This is a genomic window from Halobacterium zhouii (assembly GCF_021249405.1).
GTDB classification, from domain to species: Archaea; Halobacteriota; Halobacteria; order Halobacteriales; family Halobacteriaceae; genus Halobacterium; species Halobacterium zhouii.
Map to the genome: position 1 here is coordinate 165,832 of NZ_CP089593.1, position 22,570 is coordinate 188,401.

Consider the following 22,570-nt stretch of genomic DNA (forward strand, 5'->3'; position numbering starts at 1 on the left):
CAAACGCGCTTTTCACTCCGCGTGACATTAAACACCTTGCGCAGCGTACGTGTGTCTGTCATGCGACAGCAAACACTCGTGTTGGCGGTGCTGGGCGCTGCCCTGATGGTCACGGCGGGCGTCGTCGGCGGTCTGACGCTGGGTGCGGGGAACGCAGCAGCGGCGTCAGCGAACGGCGACAAGTCGGTGACTGTGTCGACGTCCGGTGAGATCGAAGCGGCCGCAGACCAGGCAATCGTGCGGGTCGCGGTGACGGCGACCGGGAACGATTCGAATGCGGTGCGCCAGGAGATCGCCGCCGACGTGGAGTCACTCCGCGCGGCGCTACAGGAGTACGGACTCTCCTCGGCGGACATCCGGACGGCGTACTACGACATCTCCCAGGTCCGCGAGCGGACGCCCGAGGGGATGGAGGCGGGCGAGTACCGTGGCACGCACGCCTTCGAGTTGACGGTGAACAACACGTCCGCTGCTGGCGAGGTCATCGACGTCGCCGTGTCGAACGGCGCCGACCAGGTGGACGGCGTCTCCTTCACGCTCTCCGACGAGAAGCGCTCGCAACTCTACAACGAGGCGCTGACGAAGGCGATGGGGAACGCGCGGACGCAGGCGGAGACGCTCGCCATGGCTGGCGACATCTCCATCACGGGCGTCCACACCATCGTCTCCTCGGAGACGCACTACCGGCCGTACGCCCTCGAGACCGCGGCGATGACCAGCGCAGCCGGGGATTCGGCGAGCACGTCGGTGCAGCCGGGTCCGGTGATGGTCACCGCGAGCGTGCAGGTGACGTACAACGCGACGTCAGCGTAACGCACGCCGCGACAGCGTACCGGACTCTCCGCGCGCCTGTGGAGAGACCGCATCGTGGGCTTCCGCTCCTCGATGCGTCTGGCGTCACGGAACCGCCTGAACGCTTTTTGTCGGTGGAAGTGAACGAACGTACGTGCGACTCGTTCAGGTGACGGTTCCCCGCGGGAAGCGCGAAGCAGTCCTGGATGTGCTCGACGAGCGAGACATCGACTACGTGGTGGTCGACGAGACCAGCGGCCGGGAGTACACCGCGGTCGTGAACTTTCCGCTACCGACGGAGGCCGTCGAGGAGGTGCTGTCGGAACTACGTTCGAGTGGGCTCTCGGAGGAAGCGTACACGGTCGTGGTGGACGCAGAGACGGTGGTGTCGCGGAACTTCGAGGAACTCAAACAGCAGTACGCGGCGGAGGTCGAGCACAATCAGATCGCCTGCGAGGAGTTGGTCGCGACCGTCGAGGAGTTCACGTCGAGTCGCCGGACGTTCGTCGTGATGCTCGTGGTGAGTGCGGTGCTGGCGACGGCGGGTGCGCTCCTTGACTCGGCCATCGTGATGGTCGGCGCGAACGTCATCGTTCCGCTGATGAACCCCGCGATGGCGGCCAGCGTCGGGAGTGTCCTGAGCGATCGCGACCTGTTCGCTCGCGGGGTTCGCTGGCAACTCGCCGGCCTCGCGCTGGTGGTGGTTGCGGCGAGCGCGTTCGCACTGTTCGTCCGGGTGACCGGCCTGCTACCGCCGGACACCGACGTGCTCACGCTGGAGCAGGTGCGCCAGGGGTCGTCCTCGAGTCTGCTGTCACTCGTGGTGGCGCTGGGCGCGGGCGTGGCGGGGTCGGTGAGCCTGATGACGGGCGTGTCGTCGGCGCTCGTGGGGGTGGCGATCGCGGTGGCGCTCGTCCCGCCGGCGGCGACCGTCGGCATCGGTATCGCGTGGACGGCGCCCGGACTCGCGCTCGAATCGGGCGTCCTGCTCGTCGTGAACTTGGTCTCCATCAACCTCGCGGCGCTCGTCGTGCTCTGGCGCGCCGGCTACCGGCCCGTGGAGTTCAAGGAGACGGACGAGGCGCGGAGCGAGACGCTGAAGCGCGGTGCCGTTCTCGTCGTCCTGATCCTCGTGCTCGCGGCGTTCATCGGCGTCACGACGAACGCCGCGCGCTCCAGGGCTGGGTTCGAGCAGTCGGTCCGGGACGACATCGAGTCGCTGCTCGACGAACCACGGTACGGCGACACCGTCCTGTTGGACGTCACGGTCGAATACGGGCCCGGGACGCTGTTCGCACAGCCCACTCGCGTGGTGGTCCGCGTCGGCCGAACGGACGCCGAACCCGTCCCCGGGTTAGCCGACGCCATCGCGGCCCGGCTGAACGCGTCCGGCTCGATGCGCGTGGAGGTCGAATCCGTGCAGGTCGCGACAGCGGACTGAGGACCCGTGTTTATTTCTCGCCGCCGTTCCACGGGACGGTTGTGCGACTCGTTCAGGTGACGGTCCCCCGCGGCAAACGCGAAGCAGTCCTCGAGGCGCTCGACGAGCGGGACATCGACTACGTGGTGACCGACGAGACCAGCGGCCGGGAGTACACCGCGGTCGTGAACTTCCCCGTTCCGACGGAAGCCGTCTCGGACGCCCTCGACGCGATCCGGTCGGCGGGCATCTCGGAGGACGCGTACACCGTCGTCGTCGACGCGGAGACCGTCATTTCGCGGCGGTTCGAGGAACTGGAGGCGAGGTACGCCGAGGACGAGGAGACCACCGACCGCATCGCGCGCGAGGAACTCGTCGCGCGCGCCGAAGACCTCGCCCCTTCGCGGACGACGTACGTCGTGATGACGCTCGTGAGTACCGTCATCGCGGCGGCAGGCCTCCTCCTGGATTCGCCGGCAACGGTCGTCGGGTCGATGGTCATCGCGCCGCTGCTGGGTCCCGCGATGGCGGCGAGCGTCGGCACCGTCGTGGACGACCAGGACCTGTTCCGGCGCGGTGTCTACCTCCAGTTCGTGGGTCTCGTGCTTTCGGTCGCGGGCGCAGCGGTGTTCGCGTTCGTCCTGAAGGAAGTCCACATCGTTCCGCCTGGTCTGGACGTGTTGTCGCTCTCGGAGGTCCGGGAGCGACTGCGCCCGGACTTCCTCTCACTCGTCGTGGCCCTGGGCGCGGGCATCGCGGGCGTGTTCAGCCTGATGACCGGCGTCTCGTCGGCGCTCGTCGGCGTCGCCATCGCGGTGGCGCTGATTCCGCCGGCGGCGACAGTCGGCATCGGCATCGCGTGGGGCCTGCCGTCGCTCGCCATCGGGTCGGCGGTGCTCACGCTCGTCAACGTGCTCTCCATCAACCTGGCGGCGCTCATCGTGCTCTGGTACTCGGGCTATCGGCCCGAGCGCTTCTTCCACGTCCCGAACGCGCGCTCCGCGCTGCTGAAGCGCGCGGCCATCCTCGCCGCCGCCATCCTCGTGCTGTCGACGTTCCTCGGCGGCGTTACGTACTCCTCCTACCAGACCGCGACGACCGAGCAAGCGGTCACGGATGGCATCTCGGACATCGTCACGAACTCGACGTACGAGAACGTCACCCTGCTCGAGACCCAGTTCCGGTACGACACAGGCATCGTGTTCCGTCAGCCACAGACGGTGGTGGTCACACTTGGGGTGCCGCCCGACGCCGACCTGCCGGAACTCGCTGCGCGCCTCGAGGAGCGCGTCGAGGAGCGCTCTGGCAGCGAGGTGTCACTTCAGGTTCGGTACACGTTCGTCCAGCACGTCGAGTAGCGTCCGCGCCGGCCCCACTCCTTCGCTTCGACGTGCTTCTCACTCACGGGTCACTTCGTTCCCCGTTCGCTTCTCCGAGGGTCTTCGCCACGCTCAGACCCTCGCTACTGCTCGCGGCTGACGCCGCTCGCGTTTTCGTGGTTCTCACTCGCTCCCTGTGGTCGCTCGCTCCGAACCACGCTACTCTTCGAACGGGAGTTCGTGCTCGTAGCCGGCCGCGTCGACCGCCTCGTCGAGCGTCTCCTCGACGTTCTCGCCGGTCTCCACGCTCATGTAGTAGTCCGTCTCGACGTCCTCGGAGAGGTCGGCCTTGTTGCAGACGGTGACCAGCGGAGTGTCGGGGAACTCCTCGGCGACCTCGGCGCGGAGCGCTCGCTGGTCGTCGAGCGGGTAGCCACACGTCTCGCTGGCGTCGACGAAGAAGAGGATCACGTCAGCGAGGTGCGCGAGCGCTGACACCGCCTGCCCCTCGATGTCGTTGCGTTCCTCTGCGGGCCGGTCGAGCAGGCCGGGCGTGTCCACGATCTGCCAGCGCACGCGGTCGTTATCGAAGTGCCCGACTCGGACGCCCTTCGTCGTGAACGGGTACTCCGCGGTCTCGTTCCGGGCGTTCGTCACTGTGTTCACGAACGACGACTTCCCGACGTTCGGGTAGCCCGCCACCACGATGGTCGGTTCGTCCGGGCGGATGTCCGGCAGCACCTTCAGCGCGTCCCGCGCCTTGCCCACGGTCGCGAGGTCGTCGGCGATCTGGTCCATCACCGACCCCATCCGAGCGAACCCCTGTTTGCGGATCTTGCGCGCCGCGTCGGCGTCGCCACGGGGGAGTTTCCCCATGTACTCGCGGCCCAGGTCGTGGGTCTTCCGTGACGCCCACGAGAGCTCCGAGAGGTGCTGGCGGACCGCGTCGACGCCGCCCTCCTCGTGGAGTTCCTTGCGGAGCACGGCGTCGGCGAGGTCGTAGTAGAAGTCGTTCGCGTCGTCGAAGTCCGGCCACGACGTCACCACGTTGTGGAGGTTGTCCCCGAGGATGTTCGAGGACGTCTGGAGCATCGACTCCTGGGCTTCCACGCCCTGTTTCGCGCGGCCCGCCCTGGCCGCCCGCGAGAACGCCTTGTCGAGGAGCTCCTCCGACGTGGGCGTCGTCGGCAGGTTCTCGAAAATCATGCCCGCAAGTAGACGCGCGACACGTAAAAGGCCACGTATCACCGTTCGCGAGAGTGGTCGCAGTGACTGTCTACGCGGTCGTTGCGCGCGACTCGGTCCCCCGACAGAACACGGGCCTGGAGCCGTGGCTCACCGCTACTCCGAGGTCGACAGGTCCAGTTCCACCAAAATCTCGTCGCACTCGTCGACCAGCGAAATCGTGCCGGCGTCCTCGTCGCGCTCGACGAGCCCCGCGTCGACCAACTTCGGGACGTGTACGTGATATAGCGCCAGATAGAACTCTCGTGACTGTTCGTCCAGGGACTCGTCTGCCTGTTCGTCCGACTCCCACTGCGCGAGTCTGTCTGCCACTCTCTCCATCGGCAACGGGCCATCGTGCTCGTCGAGATGTGAAAGGACGACCCGCCGATGTGGGTCCGCCAACGCGTCGAAGATGTCGACGGTGCTTGCTCCCGCCTCTTGGAGGGCTGTGCTCGCGGAGGTGTTCTGTTCACTCGTCGTCATCGACTACTCGTAGGTCGGAAGCCTCAATCAGCCGACGGCCTCACCAGTACTGCTGTTTATGTACACCTGTCGCTGGGCGCGCCTACTTGGTGTCTTCGGCCCGGACCAGCCCCGAGCGGACGAGCGTCTCACAGCCCCGCCGGATCCGCTCGGAGACGGCGTTCGCCGAGACGTCAAGTGCCTCGCTCAACTCCGCCGTCGACGTCTCCCGCGGGATGGCAAAGTACCCCTCGTCGACGGCCGTGACGAGAGCTTCGTGCTGTTCCGCCGTCAGGCCGAACGTCCGCTGCCGGGGGTCCGTCGGGTGGTACAGCTGGTTCACCTCGAACTCGCGGCCCGCCTCCCGGAAGTGAGACCGGAAGGTAGACACCATCTGCTCGTCGGCGAACCGCAACCGCAGGTGCCATCGGCCGCTGCGGGCCTTCGCTTCGAGGATCGCCGCGTGGTGGTCCACCATCTGCTGAATGAGGTCCTGGAACTCCTCGCTCCATTCCAATCGGTAGAGCAGTTCGTTCTCGGTCTCCTCGGCGACGCTGACGCTGGTGGTCGTGGGGTCGTCCTCGAGCGCACGCTGGAAGCCTTCTAGGTCCCCGTCCGCCGCCCAGAGGAACGGGAACACCTCTTGTGGGCTGTGCGATGCCAGACGATCCGCCTCGACAGTCACGTCCGGGGCCGTCGAGAGCGCGTGGTCCAGGGCGAACGACTCCGCCACAATCGTGAAATTACCGACGACGCTCATGTACACTGTGGGCGACGAACGCGGATAAGCACACAGGCAGGTCTGCACGCACAGACTCTTTTAGCCCTGCAAGCCGTCTCCCCCGCATGACCAACTGGCGCGCGGTCCTCGTTGGTTTCGCCGTGGAGTTCGTACTCGGCGTGTTCGCGTTCGCGCTGCCGGGAATCGGACACGCCGCGGCGGGCCTCGTCGGCGGGTTCGTCGCGGGGTGGATGGCGGGCGGCGGCGCCTGGAGTGGCGCGTGGCACGGTTTCCTCGCGGGCGCGCTCGGCGGGATTCTCGTCGCCGTCTTCGCGCTCGTGTTCGGCCTGCTGCTCACCGCCACGGGGTTCGTTCCGGGGACCATTTTCGGCGTTGGCATCGCGCTGTTTGCGCTCCTCGCGTTCGGCCTGCTCGCGCTCGACAGCGCCATCGCGGGCGCAATCGGCGGCCTGCTCGCCGACGAGAACTAGCTCGGGAACGCGGAGCTACCGCCGTTCCTCCAGTTCGTCCAGCAGCGCGTCCACGTCGACGTCCTGCTGGGCGAGCGCGACCAGCATGTGGTAGACGACGTCCGCGCCCTCGTTGGCGAGTTCGTCTTCGTCGCCGTCCTTCGCGGCGAGGACGAACTCCGTGGCCTCCTCGCCGAACTTCTCGAGGGCGGCGTTCTCACCCTTCTCGTGGGTGAGCAGGCTCGCGGTGTAGGAGTCCTCGGGGAGCGTCTCCTTCCGGTCCTCGATGACCGCGTACAGTTCACGGAGCGCGTCGTTCATCGCTCCATCACCTCGCGGATGTCCTCCAGTTCCTCGAAGTCCTCGATGGCGCGGCGTCCGTCCTCGAAGACGTCCGCCTCGACCTCGACGGGGGTGTTGGTGCGGGTGGCGAGCGCGAGCGAGTCACTCGGGCGCGCGTCCACCACGGCCTCCCCGCGCGGCGTCTGGAGGTGGAGGTCCGCGAGGTAGGTGCCGTCGTCGACGCCGCGCACGACGACGCGGTCGACGCGGCCGCCGAGTTCCTCGATGGTGTCGAGCAGGAGGTCGTGCGTGAGCGGCCGCCCGATGTCCGTGGCGTCCTGCCCGCGGGCGATGCTCGTCGCCTCGTCGAAGCCGATGAAGATGGGGAGCACGTCCGATTCGTCCTCGACGCCGACGAGCACGACCGGCAGCGCGCCCTCGGGCGTGCCGGCGACGCGGACGCCCTCGATGTGCGCGTTCATGCCCTACCGTTCGGTGGCCCGGGCAAAAGGTTGCCTGCTTGTCCGGGCAAGAATCCGGGACGGTGCCTGGCAGTCAGACCGGCGCTCGCTCCGTCCGGAAGAACGCGAGGTCGTGGATGCGGGAGTCGCTCGTCAACTCGGGGTGGAAGGAGGTGCCGACGACGGGGCCGTCGCGCACCGCGACCGGCCGGCCGTCCCAGGACGCGAGCACTTCGGCGTCCGGGCCGACGTCCGCGATGGTCGGCGCGCGGATGAACACCGATGGGAACGGCTCGTCGAGGCCGTCCACGTCCAGGGGCGCCTCGAAGGAGTCGACCTGCCGCCCGAACGCGTTCCGGTCGACGGTCACGTCCACGAGGTCCAGGGTCTCGACGCGCTCGTCGTTCGCGTCCGTCGACGCGACGATGAGGCCCGCACACGTCGCCAATACGGGTTTACCGGCGTCGACGTGCGCGCGAATCTCCTCGTCGATTCCCTCCCGGGCGAGCAAGCGCGAGATGGCCGTGGACTCGCCGCCCGGCAGCAGGAGAATGTCGCAGTCCGGGACGACGCCCGACTTCCGAACCTCGAGGACATCGGCGTCCTCGCCGTGGCTGGCGGCGGCGCGCTGGATGGCGTCGGCGTGCTCGGCGACGTCGCCCTGCACGGCCACGACGCCCGCGGTGACAGTCATGACTGGTCGTAGGGAGTGGTGGGGAAAAAGCCTCTCGGCGCGGCGTCACTCGGCACAGAACCACCCGGCAGTTCGGCGCCCAGGGTCGTCAGGCGAACGTCCAGATCGTCTATGCGAAGAACTGGAGGAGGAGAACGACGACGCCGAACATCGCGCCCGTCGCGACGACGCTCCGCGGGTCGATCTGGATGGAGTTCGGGTCCTCGGAGTCGAAGTAGCGAACGAGCCCGGCGCTCGACATCAGGCCGCCGCTGTTCTGTCCACTGCTCATACTCGGTCTTCCTCTCTCCGGATGCCTAAACGTTTCGAGTGTGCGCGCGTTCCGACGGGACCGAGTCCCTCGCGTCTCTTTCCCCTCAACAGCGGCAAGCCCCGTCTCGTGAGTAACCCTTATGCGCGGGGCGCGGCAAGTCAAGATAGACCGATGACTGTCACCCTGAAGGACTTCTACGCCGACTGGTGTGGCCCGTGCAAGACCCAGGACCCGATCCTCGAGGAGATGGAGGAGGACTGGGACGAGAGCGTGGCCTTCGAGAAGATCGACGTCGACGAGGCTGAGGACGTCGCGAACGAGTACCAGGTTCGATCGATTCCCACCATCGTCGTGGAGAACGACGACGGCGTCGTCGAGCGCTTCGTCGGCGTGACCCAGCGCGAGCAACTCGAGGACGCCCTCGAGGAAGCGGGCGCGTAACGCGGGAAGGACGCCGGGCCCAGCGACGGTGGACTGCCGCTGCTGGGCCGTCGACAGCCACTCCATTTTTCGGGTGTTCGCGGCGAGCGACAGCTGTTTTTGCGGTTAGCAGCTGACAGCGGTGTTCCGGTGTCGCCCTCTCTCCCACAGGGATAACGATGCGGTAAGTTACGAATTGGTTTCCGTTACCTTGTAGTGGGGTGGGTACGTTGTACCAGTCGTGTTCTCTCTCTCCGTGCTCGCTGCGGCCGAACTACCGGCGGTGACGACGGACATGCTCGTCGTCTTCGCCATCGTCCTCGGCACACTCGTCCTGTTCGTGACGGAGTGGCTGCCCATCGACGTCACCGCGATCCTGGTGATGGTCGTGCTGGTGGTCCTCGAACCGTGGACCCACGTCTCGACCACTGAGGGAATCTCCGGGTTCTCGAACCAGGCGACAATCGCTGTGCTCGCGATGCTCATCCTCAGCACGGGCGTGAGCCGCACCGGCCTCGTCCAGATTATCGGGCGGCGGATGGCGTCGTTCGCGGGCGACAGCCAGACCAAACAACTCGCCGCCACCATCGGCGTGAGCGGTCCCGTCTCCGGATTCATCAACAACACGCCCGTCGTCGCCATCCTCGTTCCCGTCGTCTCGGACCTCGCGCACAAGGGCAAGACCAGCCCGTCGAAACTCTTGATTCCGCTCTCCTTTGCCTCCATGCTCGGCGGGATGCTCACACTCATCGGCACCTCCACGAACCTCCTCGCGAGCGAGGTCGCCGGACGCCTCGGAGAGACCCAGAACATCGCCGCCCTCCACCGATTCTCGATGTTCGAGTTCACCGGCCTCGGCGCCATCGTGCTCGTCGTCGGGTCCATCTACCTGCTCACGATTGGGCACCGCCTGCTGCCAGAGCGCGTCCCCCCGGACGACGACGTCCTCGAGGAGTACGAGATGCAGGACTACCTCAGCGAGGTGGTGGTCCGCGGGACCTCCCCCATCGTTGGGAAGACCGTCGAGCAAGCCATCGACGAACGCCGCTTCGACGCCGACATTCTCCAGATCGTGCGCGGTGAGGAGCGGTTCATCGAACCGATCGGCCAGAAGGTCATCCGGGCGGGCGACGTGCTCACCGTCCGCACCGACCGCGACACGCTCGGACAGATCGCGGCCGTCGACGACCTCTCGTTGTCCGGCACGCCGGAGACCGAGGAGGAACTCGAACCCACGACCCAGGACGAACAGGCGCTCGTCGAGGTCGTCATCCAGTCCGGGTCGTCGCTCGCCGGGGAAACGCTCACGACGACGTCGTTCCGGGAGCGCTACAACGCGAACGTCCTCGCGTTCCGGACGCGCGGGGAGACGCTACGCGAGCGCCTGGACGACCTCGAGATGCACGTCGGCGACACCCTCCTCGTGCAGGCGCCCGAGGACAGCATCGACCGCCTCTCCGTGAACCCGGACTTCATCGTCGCCCACGAACCCGAGGAACCCAACTACCGCACGGAGAAGATCCCGCACGCCGTCGCCACCATCATCGGCGTCGTGCTCGCAGCGACGGTCACCCCACTCAACATCGTGACGACAGCACTCGGCGGCGTCGTCGCCATGGTCGGCACCGGTGTCCTGCGGCCCGGGGAACTGTACGAGTCAGTGGATTGGAGTGTCATCTTCCTGCTCGCGGGCGTCATCCCGCTAGGCATCGCACTCGAGCAGACGAACGCCGCCGGCCTGCTCGGGTCGCTGGTCGCGCTCTCGGGCACCGTGCTCCCAGCGGTCGGCGTGCTCTGGGTGTTCTACCTCTTCACCGGCCTCATCACGGGCGTCATCAGCAACAACGCGAGCGTCGTGCTCATGATTCCCGTCGCGGTTGAGGCCGCCGTCGACATCGGCGCGAACCCGTTCGCGTTCGTGCTCGCAGTGACGTTCGCCGCGTCGACGGCGTTCATGACGCCCGTCGGCTACCAGACGAACCTCTTCGTCTACGGCCCCGGCGGCTACACGTTCGGCGACTACGCCAGGGTCGGGGTTCCGCTGCAGTTGTTGCTCTCGTTCGTGACAGTCGCTGGCATCGTCGTCTTCTGGGGCGTGTGAGCGGTGTGGTTGTTTTTCTGGAGACGCTTTCGTAACCGATACTGAACCTGTGGACACGCAGAAAGCCCCGGCCGCAGTGAACGTCGACACGACCGAAAACACCCGGAAAGCCCCGAGGCTGTAGACTCGGGGGACTCGCTGCGCTCCTCACTTCGTTTCGTTGCTTGCGTCGTCCGCCTTCGTCTACAGCCTCGCCCCTTTCAGTCCCACCCTGCCGGCTGACCAACCGGTAGTAGGTGGGACTGAAAGGGGCGGTGCGCCGGGGCTTTCTGGGTGGTTACCCCGCGAGAGTAGTTATTATCTGCCGGAACGTTCCAGTGCCTCACAACAGAGCCATCTCCAAGCCATCATCTCTCGAACGACCGCCCAACCGATGCGAATAACAGCCCCGAACCCCTTCCCGTCGTCCATGGACGGCGCGCTCGGGCCACCCGACGCGATGGCCGAGAACGAGGACGACCTCACGCCGATGATGAGCCAGTACTTCGCGCTCACGCGGCGCTACGAGGACGCGCTCGTGCTCTTCCAGGTCGGGGATTTCTACGAGTTGTTCTGCGAGGCCGCGGAGACCGCGGCCCGCATCTGCGAGATCACGCTCACCGCGCGCGAGGACTCGACGGGGAGCTACCCGATGGCGGGCGTCCCCATCGACAACGCCGAATCCTACATCGACGACCTGCTCGACGCGGGCTACCGGGTGGCAGTCGCGGACCAGGTACAGGACCCCGACGAGGTGTCGGGCGTCGTGGACCGGGCGGTCACCCGGGTCGTGACGCCGGGGACGCTGACGGAGGACGAACTGCTCGCGGGCGACGACAACAACTTCGTGGCGGCGCTGGCAGCGAGTGACCCGACCGTGGCGGGTAGCGACGTGGAACGTCCGGGTGGCTTCGGTCTCGCGCTGCTCGACGTCTCGACGGGCGACTTCTACGCGACCACTCTCTCAGACGCGGCGCGCGTCCGCGACGAACTCGGGCGGTTCGCGCCGGCGGAACTGGTCACCGGCCCGGGGGTGGCGGGCGAGCGCTTCGAGCGCGAGGTGTTCGTCGCCGAGTACGACGACGACGCGTTCGACCGCGGGGCGGCGGCCGAGCGCATCCGCACGCAGTTCGGGAGCGTCGACGCGCTCGCCGGCGACGCCGAGATCCGGGCGTGTGGCGCGCTCCTCGACTACGCGGCGTACACGCGGGGGAGCGTCGCCTCGCGGGGGGACTCGACCCACGCCGACGTGTCGACGACCAACGAGGACGAACCGCAGGACAAACTCGCGTACCTGAACCACCTGACGCGCTACGACCCCCGGGACTACCTCCAGATGGACGCCGTGGCGCTGCGGAGCCTCGAGGTGTTCGACCAGCGCAGCGTCCACGGCGTGGAGGGCACCGCGCTCGTGGACGTGCTCGACGAGACGGCGTGCGCGCTCGGCCGCCGGAAACTCACCGACTGGCTCCGCCGCCCGCTCACCGACCGCGAGGAGATCGAGGCGCGCCACGACGCGGTCGGCGAACTCGTCGCGGACCCGATGGTGCGCGAGGAACTCCACGAGCACCTGCGGGACGTCTACGACCTCGAGCGCCTCGTCTCGCGGGTGTCCCGGGGTCGCGCGAACGCCCGGGACCTCCGCGCGCTGAAGGACACACTCGACGTGGTTCCGGAGGTACGGGGTCTGCTCGCCGACGTGGGTTGCGGGAAACTCCGGGACCTGCGCGCGGGCCTCGACGACCTCCCCGAGATTCGTGACCTGCTCGACCGCGCTATCGTCGCCGACCCGCCACAGGAACTCACCGAGGGCGGCCTCATCCGCGAGGGGTACGACGAGACGCTCGACGACCTCCGGGAGACCGAGCAGTCGGGCAAGGAGTGGATCGACGACCTGGCGACCGAGGAGCGCGAGCGCACCGGCATCGACTCCCTGAAGGTCGGCCACAACGCGGTCCACGGCTACTACATCGAGGTGACGAACCCGAACCTCGATTCGGTGCCCGAGGAGTACCAGCGCCGCCAGACGCTGAAGAACGCAGAGCGGTTCGTCACGCCCGAATTGAAAGACCGCGAGGACGACATCGTGCGCGCGGAGCAGCGCGCCCAGGACCTCGAGTACGACCTGTTCTGTGAGGTCCGGAACCGCGTTGCGAGCGAGAGCGAGCGCGTGCAGGCAGTCGCGGCGACGCTCGCGGAACTCGACGCACTCGCGTCGTTCGCCACCGCCGCCGCGACCCACGACTACGCGCGCCCGGAGATGGGTGGCGACAGCCTCGACATCGACCGCGGTCGCCACCCCGTCGTGGAGCGCACGGAACCCGGGTTCGTGCCGAACGATACCCGCCTCACGCCCGACGAGCGCGTCGCCGTGGTGACGGGTCCGAACATGAGCGGGAAGTCGACGTACATGCGCCAGGTCGCGCTCGCCGTGCTGATGGCCCAGGCCGGGGGTTTCGTGCCCGCCGAGCGAGCGACCCTCCGCATCGTCGACCGCATCTTCACCCGCGTCGGCGCGAGCGACGACATCGCGGGCGGGCGCTCGACGTTCATGGTGGAGATGACGGAACTCGCCTCGATCCTCCGGGCGGCCACCGAGGACTCCCTCGTCCTCCTGGACGAGGTCGGTCGGGGCACGTCCACGACGGACGGTCTTGCCATCGCGCGCGCCGTCACCGAGCACGTCCACGACGAACTCGGCGCGACCACGCTGTTCGCGACCCACCACCACGAACTCACTGCGGACGCCGAACGCCTCGACGACGCCGTGAACCTCCACTTCGCGGCGACGCGAGGCCCGGATGGAGTTGCATTCGAACACGAGGTCGCGCGCGGCCCCGCCACCGCCTCCTATGGCGTGGAGGTGGCGAAGACCGCTGGCGTCCCCGACGACGTGGTCGAGCGCGCGCGGGAGTTGCTGGACGAGTCGGCGGGTGCTGCCGATGGTGCCGACGTCGGTGAGGACGGCGCTTCGACGGACGTCCAGTCGTCGGACGCGGACACGGACGAACCGCCGAACACGGACGAGACGCCCGCGGCGTCCTCGGATCTCGCCGCCGAACTCGAGGACGTGAACGTCGCGGAGCTCACGCCCGTCGAGGCGCTGAACGTGCTCCACGACCTCCAGCGAAAAATCGACTGAGCGGGACCGCAGCCGGACAATCCGGGTAGCGTCACTCGACCGCCGAGAACGAGAGCCCGTTCTGGGCGAGCAGGCGGTGTGTCTTCTCCGTGAGTTCGGGTGCGACGAGTACGCCCCGGACCTCCGAGTCGGCGTGCAGGTCTTGGCGCAGTGCGTTCACGTAGCGCTCTAGTTGCGAGGCCGCCGATGGGCCGGCGCGCCTGGCCTTCAGTTCCACAACGACCACCGCGCCATCAGCGCCGCGGCCGTAGACGTCCACCGGGCCGGCCGGCGTCTCGCGCTCCGTGGCGAGCGCGCGGAACCCGGACTCCACGAGGTCGGGGTCCGCGAGCACGCGTTCTTTCAGGTCGGCCTCCGCGCCCGCGCCGTCGCCGGTCGTCTCCGCGGGGTCGAACGCCGTCGCGTGGTGGACGTCGTCGAAACTGATCTCGAGCACCGCCGCCGCGTCGCCGCCTCGGCCGTCGTCGTCACCACACCGGAGTTCGAGCGCATCGCCGTCCTCGGCGGCCGTCACGTTGACGCTCCCGCTGGTGGACCACGCGCCGGGATCTCGGCCGGTCGCACCGTGCACGAGCACTGTATCGTCAGGCTTGCAGAGCACCTGTCTGGTGCCTGCTTCGAGCGCGCGCTCCGTGCGACCCTCGAACGACGTTCCGCAGATGCCGACGAGCGAGACGGCGAGGCCGTCGCTGCGCGCGTCCGAGACGAACGCGGCCGCCCGGTCGGCGTCGGGTGCGGTGAGGGTGCGCGTCACGCCGTGGCGTAGTCGTCGGGTCGACAAGAATCGCTCGGCGCACGCTGGCTGCCGGTAAGTCGAGACGCTTGGCCACCACGCCCGTGCTCGTTTAAGTATCTCTGGCGACAAGGAGTATATACGAAGAACCTCTGCGGGAACTCGACCGCCGAGCGAGAGCTCTGCAAAGCGTTACACCACGTTCGTTCTTTAAGTGCTTCTGGCGACAAGGAGTAGATACGAAGGACTTCTGCGAGCGTGTTCGATTGCCCAGCGGTTGCGTCGGCGCTCGAGTCGCCCCTAAATCGCGACCTGCAACCGGAGGGATTCCCCGCCAGCCCCGGTTTTTTCGGCCTGCCGCGGCTACACCAGCCCGATGAGCGACACCGACGAGATCACCGTCTATTCGGACTACGTCTGCCCGTTCTGTTACCTGGGCCGTGTGTCCCTCCGAGAGTACCAGGACGAGCGCGAGGACGAACTCGACATCGACTGGCGCCCCTTCGACCTGCGCGCCCAGCAGCGCGGACCCGACGGGGAGATCGACCACAGCGTGGACAACGGGAAAGACGAAGAGTACTACGAGCAGGCCAGAGAGAACGTCGAGCGCCTGAAGGAGAACTACGGCGCCGACGAGATGACCGTGGACATCTCCCGCGACGTGGACTCCTTCGCCGCGCAGGTGGCGTCGCTGTACGTGAAACGCGAGCACCCGGACGCGTGGCTCGACTTCGACGCGGCGGTCTTCGAGGCGCTCTGGGAGGACGAGCGCGACATCGGCGACGTGGACGTGCTCGCGGACATCGCAGACGACGTCGGCGTCGACCCGGAGGACGTCCGGGACGCGGTCGGCGACGACGAGTGGCGCGAGCGCGTGCGCGACCAGTTCGACGAGGCTCACGAGATGGGCATCACGGGGGTTCCGACGTTCGCGTACGACGGATACGCGGCGCGCGGCGCGGTCCCGCCTGCACAGCTTCGCCGGCTGGTCGAGGGCGAGTAGCGCCGAGCAGGTCGGCGCACGACGGACGGCAGTGAACGCGGCCAGTCGCCGACCGTCCTTTAAGTGCTTCTGGCGACAAGGAGTAGATACGAAGGGCTTCTGCGGGAGTGTTCGACCGATTAGCGATGGGTGAGTCTAAATCAGCGAGGGATGCGTCCAAATCAGTGATGAGTGGGTCCCAGCGACGAATGGGTGTCCAGCGACGGTCGGTTTCTCGGTGGGCGCCCGAAGCGCAGAGTGGGTCGATCGTTCTTTAAGTGTCTCTGGCGACAAGGAGTAGATACGAAGGACTTCTTCGCGACGCTACGCCCCGTAGCGACGCGTCCCGTCGGTGTACGGGCGAGAGTTTAAACCGATGCGTCCACTGGGCCACAGACAATGATGCCGGAGGCCAGGCACCGGGACGACGCGGACGCGGACGACCGCTGGCTCGAAGACCGGCCCGGGGCGGGAGCGCTCTCGCGGGCGGAGGCTCGCCGGGACAACGCGGTGCGGCAGTGGGGCGTCGTCTCGCCGAGTGCGACGGTAATCGGGCGCGCGGAGTCGCCCGAGGCCGACCTCTCGGAGAGCGTGCGCCGCCTCCACGACGAACGCCACACCGCGACGGAAGGACACAGCAAACGCGCGCACTACCTCGACCGCCTGCGCACCACGCAGGCGCTATGTAACGCACTCGACGTGACGCCGTGGCAGCGCGACCTCGCGCTGGGTATCATGGGCGACATCGACCTCACGGAGTTCGGGAGCCAGCGCGCCATCCCGAAGGTCGCGCTCGTGGTGCTCCGGCACGTCGTCGACGTCGACCGTCGGCAGTACTTCGGTCTCGACGACGTCGACGCGTCGGCGCTCTCCCAGGACCGCATGGAGTCGCTGTTCGAGGAGTACAAGGCCCACGACGTCACCGACGAGGAGACGTTCCAGCGCCTCGCGGAGCGCCACGGTCTCGACGTGACGAACCTGAACCGACTCCGGCGCGTGCTCAAAGAACAGTTACGGGAGCGAGAACAACTAGACGACGACATCGGGCGGGCGCTCGGCCGGAATCCTCACCGCGACCCGAACCTCCCGAGTTTCGAGGACCGCGACGTACCGGCGGAAGCTAGCGACTGACGCCGAACACGTTCTCTGCTACGCCCTGGCGTGCTGCGCTACGCTGACGCGCTGCGCTCTGTCCCGGCGTGTTCGTCCAGGAATGCCTCGATGGCCGCGCCGCCCTGGAACCCCTCGGCGAGTCGCGCGACCTCCTCACTATTCTCCACGAGGACGAGCGTGGGTACACTCCGAACGTTCCACTCCTCGACGAGCGATACGTCGTCGCCTGGGTTGACCATCGCGACGGGGACGCCGGTCTCGCGTGCCACGTTCCCGAGCACTGGCTCGATGGCCTGGCACATTGTACACCCTCTGGTGTAGAACTCTACGAGCACGCGGTCGTGGGTGGCGAGTACGTCCTCCAACTCGCCGCCGTCGGCGACGCGGAGCGGTTTCTGCGTCTGTTCAGTCACGTCGCTCCATAGGTGCCGATAGCGGATAAGTGCTGGCGGGCCGGCAGCGGCTGCTGGGAAGTGAATCGCTGCGTGCAGCGACCACCGCGAGCGTGTTTGCGGGTTACTCGAGTTCGTCGAGGTAGGCCTGTACGTCGTCGGCAGTGAGGTTGCGGTAGACGCCCGTCTCGGCGTCCACGGTGGCGACGCCGACGGCTTCGGCCTCGAGCGGGTCGTCCCGGCCCTTGCCGAGCGCGCGGAGTGCGAGTTCGACGCCCTCGTCGAGCGAGAGGGACTCCTCGTACTGTTCCTCGAGGTGGTCCTGGATGTCCGCGCGGTCCGCGCCGATGGCGACGGCCTTCCACTCGTTCGAGGTGCCCGAAGGGTCGGTCTCGAAGAGTCGGGGTTCGCCGTCCTCGACGCCGCCGATGAGGAGCGCGACGCCGAACGGGCGCGCGCCACCGACCTGCGTGTACTGCTGGATGTGGTCGGTAACCTCCTTCGTGAGCGTGCGCACGCCGATGGGTTCGTCGTAGCGCACCCGGTTCACCTGCGCCTGCTGGCGCGCGAAGTCGATGAGTTGCCGGGCGTCAGCGACGTGCCCCGCGCTCGCCACGCCGACGTGGTTGTCGACCTTGTGGAGTTTCTCGACGCTGGAGCCCTCGAGGAGCGGCGAGCGCGTCTGCTTGTCCACGACGAGCACCACACCGCCCTCGGTGCGCACGCCGATGCTCGCAGTGCCGCGCTTGACGGCTTCCCGCGCGTACTCGACCTGATAGAGGCGTCCGTCCGGGGAGAAAATGGTGATCCCACGGTCGTAGGCCTGCTGCTGGTTCTGGCCCTGCATGTGTCTTAGCGCTCCATAGCACGCCCCGACGTAAAGGGCTTTGAGTTTCGGCATGACGGCACGCCAACGTACCTTTCCAGCGTACCTTTTTCCGGGCCTCGCTGCACTCGGCCCGCAAAAATCTACGCTAAAAAGACCGCACCGCTACGCTAAATCTACTGTTCAAACCCGTCTTCGAACACGAACGTCCCGTTACGCTGCACGACCTTCGCGTACCTTTTTCCGCCGCTCACTCCGTTCGCCTCGCAAAAATCTACGCCGGGAGGCCGATGGTCTCCCGAGCCCTGTTTCATTGCGTTCAACAGGACGCTAAAAAACCGCGACGGCTACTCCTCGGACCCGTCCTCACGGCTCACTGCGTTCGCCGTTCGGATTTCGTGGTTCTCGCTCGTTTCACTCGCTCCGAACCACGCTACTCCTCGAACCCGTCCTCGAATCGGAAGGTACCGTCGCGCTGGACGACCTCGCCGTCGACCTCGATGTACGAGTCCTCCGCCATGTCGACGATCATGTCGAGGTGGGTGGCGGACTCGTTCTTCGGTTGGCCCTCGGGCACCGTCTCGTCGATGGCCTTCCCGATTGCCAGGTGGATGGTGTCGCCCATCTTCTCGTCGAACAGCATGTTGTACGTGAACTCGTCGATGTCGCGGTTCATCCCGATGCCGAGTTCGCCGAGTCTGCGCGCGCCCTCGTCGGTGTCGAGGACGGCGGCGAGCACGTCGGCGTGCTGGTCGGCGTCGTAATCGACGACCACGCCGTCCTCGAACTCGAGGGACGCGTTCTGGACCTCGCGTCCCCGCGTCATCACCGGCTTGTCGAACAGTACTTCGCCCTCGACGCTGTCCGGAACGGGCGCGGTGAACACCTCGCCGCCGGGGAGGTTCGTCTTCCCGTCGTCGTTGACCGTGTTCATTCCGGCGACGCTCATCGTGATGTCGGTGGTGTCCCCGGAGACGATGCGGACCTCCTCTGCGGGGTCGAGAATCTCGACCATCTGGGCCTGGAACTCGCGCTGGGCCGCCCAGTCCTTGTTCACGGCGTCGTAGACGAACTCCTCGTATGCCGCCGTGGACATCTCCGCCTTCTGGGCGTACCCCTGCGAGGGGTACTGGGTGCCACACCAGCGCTTCCCCAGGCGGATCTCCTGAACCTCCTTCTGGGCCTTCCCGTACTCGGCCATGATGTCGGGCGACAGGTCACCCATCTCGTTGACGTTCGTCGCGCTCCGGACTCCGATGTAGACGTCCATCCCCTCGTACAGGCCTTTCACGTGCTCGGGAACGCTGAACTTCTCGGGGTCCGAGTGCTGGAGGAGCTCGCGAGACGCGCGGGGGTTGGTCCCCACCCACACCGGCTTCGCGTCGCGCTCTCCACAGAGTCGGTACAGGGCGGTGACGAGCTCCTCGGCCTCCGAAGGCGCGTTGATGACGACGTGGTCGCCCTCTTCGATTTCGGTGGAGTGCTCGACGATGACCTCGGCGTGCTGGCGGACTCGCGGATCCATACGTCGTCGTGGCGGACAGCGCCCTAAACCGTTTCCAGAACGGCCGTTCTGTAACTCTGGTTATGGTTGTGGATGGCTGGGCTACTTGTGGGACCGCCACCAAGCACCGCCATGGACCCCGGCAAGGCCGACCGTTCGTTCTTCGAGGAGCACGTCTTCCAGCGAACGGGGGCGGACCGCGAGGACGTCCGCCTCGGGCCGACCTACGGCGCGGATTTCGGCGCGATAGACGTCGGCGGGCGCGTCGTCGCGCTCGCCAGCGACCCCGTGTTCGTGCTCCGCGACCTGGGAATCGAGCGCGCGGCGTGGTACGCGTTCCACATCTGCGTCAGCGACGTTGCACTCTCCGGCCTGCCGCCGACGCACCTCGCGGTCGACCTGAACCTCCCGCCCGACACCACGGACGAGACGTTCGACGCCATCTGGTCGGTGTTCGACCGTGAAGCCCGGAACCTCGGGACGAGCATCGTCACCGGCCACACGGGCACCTACGAGGGATGTGCGTTCCCGACTGTTGGCGGCGCGACGGCGCTCGCGGTCGGCGACCCCGAGGACGTCGTCTACCCGACTGGCGCGCGCCCCGGCGACCGCGTGGTCGTCACGAAGGGACCGGCAGTCGAGTCGGCGGGGATGCTCGCCGTGTTGTTCGGCGACGACCTGCCGCTTGCCGGGTCGACCGTCGACGCCGCCCGCGAGCGCTTCGAGGAGGCGAGCCCGGTCCGGGACGCGCTCACCGCAGCGGCCGCGGGCGGCGTCACCGCGATGCACGACGCGACCGAGCGCGGCCTCGCCAACGGCTTCCACGAACTCGCGGCGGCGAGCGGCGTCCGCCTCGCGGTCGAACGCGACGCGGTGCCCGTCGGCGACGGCGTCCGCGAGGTCTGTGACTACTTCGGCATCGACCCGTGGACGGCTTCCAGCGAGGGAACAGTCGTGATGGCCGTCGACCCGGACGCCGTCGCCGGCGTCCTCGACGCGCTCGCTGGGGAGGGCGTCCGTGCCGCCGACGTGGGAGCGGTCGAGGAGCGCCGGGACGCCGGCAGCGCGCTGGCTGCGGTCACAGTCGATGGAGACCCCCTTCCGGAACCCGACTCGGACCCGCTCTGGGGCGCCTACGAGACCGGACTGGAGCGATTCAGAAAGACGTAGGCCGTCGCTTTTCGGAGGGCGTGGACCGTCGCTGTACGGGCCGTCGCGTCACGCCGTGACGGTGACGTTCCCCGAAACCGTCGCGTTCGCCACGAACCGCTCGCCGCCAGCGAGCACGACGACGGTGCGGTCGTCCACGCGCACCGTGCGGTACGCGTACCCCGGGTTGTCCGTCCACGAGGCGTTCCTCGCGACGGCCGCGAACTCGTCGGCGTCCGTCGCCGAGTCCCAGCGAGTCACCCACGCGGCGGACTGCTCGACCCAGGACGTGGCGCCCGCGTCGGTGGGTTCGAACAGCACCACGCGGTCGTTCCCCCACCCCTCGCTCGCGGCGACGGCGCGCTCTCTCGCGACCAGGTCCCGGAGCACAATCCGCGTGACGAGTTCGCCGGCCCGCCCCGTGAGCGAGCGAACCCGTCGGTGGTTCTCGGTCTCCGCGTCGACGTCCAGGGCCACGGGTTTCTCGCGAACGTCGGGGTGGAGCACCGCCTCGGTGGTGTCGGGCGCGTCGTCGTAGACGCTCGCGAGTTCGGTCGGGTTATCGACGGTGGCGTTCACGTACCGAGCGCCGAAGCGGTACTGGCCGAGCGAGAGGCGGTCCCCCGAGGACCCGTTCGCGTACTGCGCGGCGATTCGTTCGGACTGGAGCGTGGCGTTCGGGAGGTGCTCGCGGGTGTACGCGTCGGTCGCGTACACCGCGCCGCCCTCCACGAGTGCGCCGTGCGCGAGTCGCTCGTCGAGGGGGACGGTGGACAGCGAGAAGCCGCCGAACCACGGCACCATCTCCGTGCGGACCTGCGCGACGTGCACGAACTCGTGGGCGAGCACCTGCTCGACGCGCTGCGGGGTCGCGCCCGCGGGCGAGACGTACACCGACCCGGTCAGCGTCGTGAGTCCCGCCGGCTGGTCCGGGTCGAGGCTCGGGTTCGCCACGCCGAACAGCCGGAAGAACGCCACGCTGCTCACGTCCGCGGACTTGTACGCCGAGAGATCGCGCACCGTGACGGTGGTGCCCGCGAACTCCGCGCCGAGCAGCGTCTGGGTTCGCTCGAACGTCCGGTTCGCGTTCACGTCGAGATGTCCGTTCTGGACGACGACGCCGTCGGGCGCCGCGCTCTGCCAGTCGGTGTCGTCCGGCGGGTCGTTCGCGTCAGCCGTGGCGCCGTCGTCGGGGCCGTCGACGGCCGCCGAGCCGCCGCCTGGCGCGACCGGAGCGTTGCCGACGGGCGCGGCACAACCGGCGAGTACGAGGAGCGCGGCGAGAGCGACGGGCGCGAAGCGACCGCTAGTCATACTCGTCGTTGTGCGAGCGCTCACTAACTGGTTGCGGTCGGTCTCACGGGCAGTCTTCAGATCAGCCGTTGTAACTAATTTCGTCAGTGGCAACGCCTGCAAGCCCTCGGCTGGCTACGCTCCCGCGGCTCGCTGTGCGCGTTCGCTCCCGTTGGTCGCTCTCGTGCTTGCTTCGTCCTCAGAAACGCGAAGCGTTTCTGATGTGCGAACGAGACGCCGACGGCGTCTCGTCAACGCCGGGGTTCGCGTAGCCAGCCTCGCCCTTGCAATCCACCAGGCGACCGGCTGTGTCACTGGCCGACACAGCCGGTCGCTGCCTTGTATTTGAACAGTGCCGTCGCACGCCCCTGAATACGTACGGAAGCCGACGTTCGGACCGCTAGCTCCGGGTGGTGGCCGCCAGCTCCCGCCAGTGGTTGATGCTCCAGTACGCCGAGCCCGTACAGACCAGCGCCGCGGCGAGGAAGTAGACGACGAGCTGGGAGCCGAACAGTTCGCTGGGGTGGCGGGACGCGTAGACGACGCCCTCGCCGCCGAGCGCGATGAGCGTGAACCCGAGGATCGAGAGACTGGCCGTCGAGGTGAAGACCTGGGTGCCACGACGGGTGGGGTCCTCGAGGTAGACCATCGAGACGACGAACACGACCGCGCCGCCGAACACGTAGTACGGGAGCCGACCGGACACGCCGACAGCGGCCCCCGCGAGGAACGAGCGGACGCCGACGAACGCGGCGGTCAGCAGGACTGTCGAGGCCGCGACGAGCACGGCGATTCGACTGAGGTACTCACGTTCCATGCTGTCCGAGTGCTTTTC

At 67.6% G+C, this 22,570-nt stretch carries 22 protein-coding genes and 1 pseudogene; 10 read left to right on the forward strand and 13 right to left on the reverse strand.

Annotation, left to right across the window (positions count from 1 at the left end):
* Positions 1 to 60 precede the first annotated feature (60 nt).
* The 3 genes from LT970_RS00850 (at position 61) to LT970_RS00860 (ending at position 3,570) form a co-directional block, all read left to right on the forward strand.
* Positions 61 to 813, forward strand: a complete 753-nt coding sequence (locus LT970_RS00850; RefSeq protein ID WP_232687077.1) for an SIMPL domain-containing protein — start codon at positions 61 to 63, stop codon at positions 811 to 813.
* Positions 814 to 946: 133 nt separating this feature from the next.
* Positions 947 to 2,233 (forward strand): TIGR00341 family protein, encoded by a 1,287-nt coding sequence (locus tag LT970_RS00855; RefSeq protein WP_232687078.1) that lies wholly within the window; start codon positions 947 to 949, stop codon positions 2,231 to 2,233.
* 41 nt (positions 2,234 to 2,274) lie between these two features.
* On the forward strand, positions 2,275 to 3,570 hold the full coding sequence (locus LT970_RS00860) for a TIGR00341 family protein (protein ID WP_232687079.1): 1,296 nt from the start codon (positions 2,275 to 2,277) through the stop codon (positions 3,568 to 3,570).
* A 180-nt stretch (positions 3,571 to 3,750) separates the two neighbouring features.
* On the opposite strand, the gene LT970_RS00865 is transcribed toward LT970_RS00860, so the two are convergent.
* From LT970_RS00865 to LT970_RS00875, 3 genes are all read right to left on the reverse strand, one after another.
* Positions 3,751 to 4,737: an NOG1 family protein gene (locus LT970_RS00865; RefSeq protein ID WP_232687080.1), complete on the reverse strand. Its 987-nt coding sequence runs from the start codon at positions 4,735 to 4,737 to the stop codon at positions 3,751 to 3,753.
* 135 nt (positions 4,738 to 4,872) lie between these two features.
* On the reverse strand, positions 4,873 to 5,241 hold the full coding sequence (locus LT970_RS00870) for a helix-turn-helix domain-containing protein (RefSeq protein ID WP_232687081.1): 369 nt from the start codon (positions 5,239 to 5,241) through the stop codon (positions 4,873 to 4,875).
* Positions 5,242 to 5,323: 82 nt separating this feature from the next.
* Entirely contained in the window at positions 5,324 to 5,980 is a 657-nt protein-coding gene (locus LT970_RS00875; RefSeq protein ID WP_232687082.1) for a helix-turn-helix domain-containing protein, read from the reverse strand.
* A gap of 86 nt (positions 5,981 to 6,066) precedes the next feature.
* On the opposite strand from LT970_RS00875, the gene LT970_RS00880 reads away from it, so the two are divergent.
* Positions 6,067 to 6,432 carry a DUF5518 domain-containing protein gene (locus tag LT970_RS00880; protein ID WP_232687083.1) on the forward strand — a complete coding sequence of 122 codons (366 nt, stop codon included), beginning with the start codon at positions 6,067 to 6,069 and terminating at the stop codon, positions 6,430 to 6,432.
* A 15-nt stretch (positions 6,433 to 6,447) separates the two neighbouring features.
* On the opposite strand, the gene hisE is transcribed toward LT970_RS00880, so the two are convergent.
* From hisE to LT970_RS00900, 4 genes are all read right to left on the reverse strand, one after another.
* A complete protein-coding gene (gene hisE, locus LT970_RS00885; RefSeq protein WP_232687084.1) occupies positions 6,448 to 6,732 on the reverse strand; it encodes a phosphoribosyl-ATP diphosphatase in 285 nt (94 codons plus the stop codon).
* Entirely contained in the window at positions 6,729 to 7,175 is a 447-nt protein-coding gene (locus LT970_RS00890; protein WP_232687085.1) for a bifunctional nuclease family protein, read from the reverse strand. Before LT970_RS00890 ends, hisE begins: the two co-directional genes overlap by 4 nt.
* A gap of 73 nt (positions 7,176 to 7,248) precedes the next feature.
* The gene (gene pdxT / locus LT970_RS00895; RefSeq protein ID WP_232687086.1) at positions 7,249 to 7,848 is read right to left on the reverse strand and encodes a pyridoxal 5'-phosphate synthase glutaminase subunit PdxT; all 600 of its coding nucleotides are present in this window, start codon (positions 7,846 to 7,848) and stop codon (positions 7,249 to 7,251) included.
* Positions 7,849 to 7,957: 109 nt separating this feature from the next.
* Positions 7,958 to 8,119, reverse strand: a complete 162-nt coding sequence (locus LT970_RS00900) for a preprotein translocase subunit Sec61beta (protein ID WP_232687087.1) — start codon at positions 8,117 to 8,119, stop codon at positions 7,958 to 7,960.
* A gap of 153 nt (positions 8,120 to 8,272) precedes the next feature.
* Here LT970_RS00900 and trxA point away from each other — a divergent pair, with 153 nt between their 5' ends.
* The 3 genes and pseudogenes from trxA to mutS all read left to right on the forward strand — a co-directional run bounded on the left by trxA (position 8,273) and on the right by mutS (position 13,743).
* Positions 8,273 to 8,542 carry a thioredoxin gene (gene trxA, locus LT970_RS00905; protein WP_232687088.1) on the forward strand — a complete coding sequence of 90 codons (270 nt, stop codon included), beginning with the start codon at positions 8,273 to 8,275 and terminating at the stop codon, positions 8,540 to 8,542.
* A gap of 214 nt (positions 8,543 to 8,756) precedes the next feature.
* Positions 8,757 to 10,622, forward strand: a pseudogene (locus tag LT970_RS00910) (SLC13 family permease); the annotation flags it as partial.
* Between the two features lie 409 nt (positions 10,623 to 11,031).
* Positions 11,032 to 13,743: a DNA mismatch repair protein MutS gene (mutS, locus tag LT970_RS00915; RefSeq protein ID WP_232687090.1), complete on the forward strand. Its 2,712-nt coding sequence runs from the start codon at positions 11,032 to 11,034 to the stop codon at positions 13,741 to 13,743.
* Positions 13,744 to 13,774: 31 nt separating this feature from the next.
* Here the strand turns inward: mutS and nucS are convergent, their stop codons facing one another.
* On the reverse strand, positions 13,775 to 14,497 hold the full coding sequence (gene nucS, locus LT970_RS00920) for an endonuclease NucS (protein WP_232687091.1): 723 nt from the start codon (positions 14,495 to 14,497) through the stop codon (positions 13,775 to 13,777).
* A 355-nt stretch (positions 14,498 to 14,852) separates the two neighbouring features.
* Between nucS and LT970_RS00925 the strand changes: the two genes are divergently transcribed.
* Complete coding sequence (locus LT970_RS00925) at positions 14,853 to 15,479, forward strand: DsbA family oxidoreductase (protein WP_232687092.1); 627 nt, start codon at positions 14,853 to 14,855, stop codon at positions 15,477 to 15,479.
* A 381-nt stretch (positions 15,480 to 15,860) separates the two neighbouring features.
* Positions 15,861 to 16,589, forward strand: a complete 729-nt coding sequence (locus LT970_RS00930) for a DNA-directed RNA polymerase subunit epsilon (protein ID WP_232687093.1) — start codon at positions 15,861 to 15,863, stop codon at positions 16,587 to 16,589.
* 38 nt (positions 16,590 to 16,627) lie between these two features.
* On the opposite strand, the gene LT970_RS00935 is transcribed toward LT970_RS00930, so the two are convergent.
* The 3 genes from LT970_RS00935 to LT970_RS00945 form a co-directional block, all read right to left on the reverse strand.
* A complete protein-coding gene (locus LT970_RS00935; protein WP_232687094.1) occupies positions 16,628 to 16,984 on the reverse strand; it encodes a thioredoxin family protein in 357 nt (118 codons plus the stop codon).
* A 103-nt stretch (positions 16,985 to 17,087) separates the two neighbouring features.
* On the reverse strand, positions 17,088 to 17,810 hold the full coding sequence (gene psmA / locus LT970_RS00940) for an archaeal proteasome endopeptidase complex subunit alpha (RefSeq protein ID WP_232687095.1): 723 nt from the start codon (positions 17,808 to 17,810) through the stop codon (positions 17,088 to 17,090).
* Positions 17,811 to 18,222: 412 nt separating this feature from the next.
* Positions 18,223 to 19,314, reverse strand: coding sequence for an aminopeptidase (locus LT970_RS00945; protein ID WP_232687096.1), 1,092 nt, complete (start codon positions 19,312 to 19,314; stop codon positions 18,223 to 18,225).
* Positions 19,315 to 19,425: 111 nt separating this feature from the next.
* Here LT970_RS00945 and LT970_RS00950 point away from each other — a divergent pair, with 111 nt between their 5' ends.
* Positions 19,426 to 20,463: an AIR synthase family protein gene (locus LT970_RS00950; protein ID WP_232687097.1), complete on the forward strand. Its 1,038-nt coding sequence runs from the start codon at positions 19,426 to 19,428 to the stop codon at positions 20,461 to 20,463.
* A 48-nt stretch (positions 20,464 to 20,511) separates the two neighbouring features.
* On the opposite strand, the gene LT970_RS00955 is transcribed toward LT970_RS00950, so the two are convergent.
* Positions 20,512 to 21,756: a hypothetical protein gene (locus LT970_RS00955; RefSeq protein WP_232687098.1), complete on the reverse strand. Its 1,245-nt coding sequence runs from the start codon at positions 21,754 to 21,756 to the stop codon at positions 20,512 to 20,514.
* A 379-nt stretch (positions 21,757 to 22,135) separates the two neighbouring features.
* The gene (locus LT970_RS00960) at positions 22,136 to 22,552 is read right to left on the reverse strand and encodes a hypothetical protein (RefSeq protein ID WP_232687099.1); all 417 of its coding nucleotides are present in this window, start codon (positions 22,550 to 22,552) and stop codon (positions 22,136 to 22,138) included.
* Positions 22,553 to 22,570: the final 18 nt, after the last annotated feature.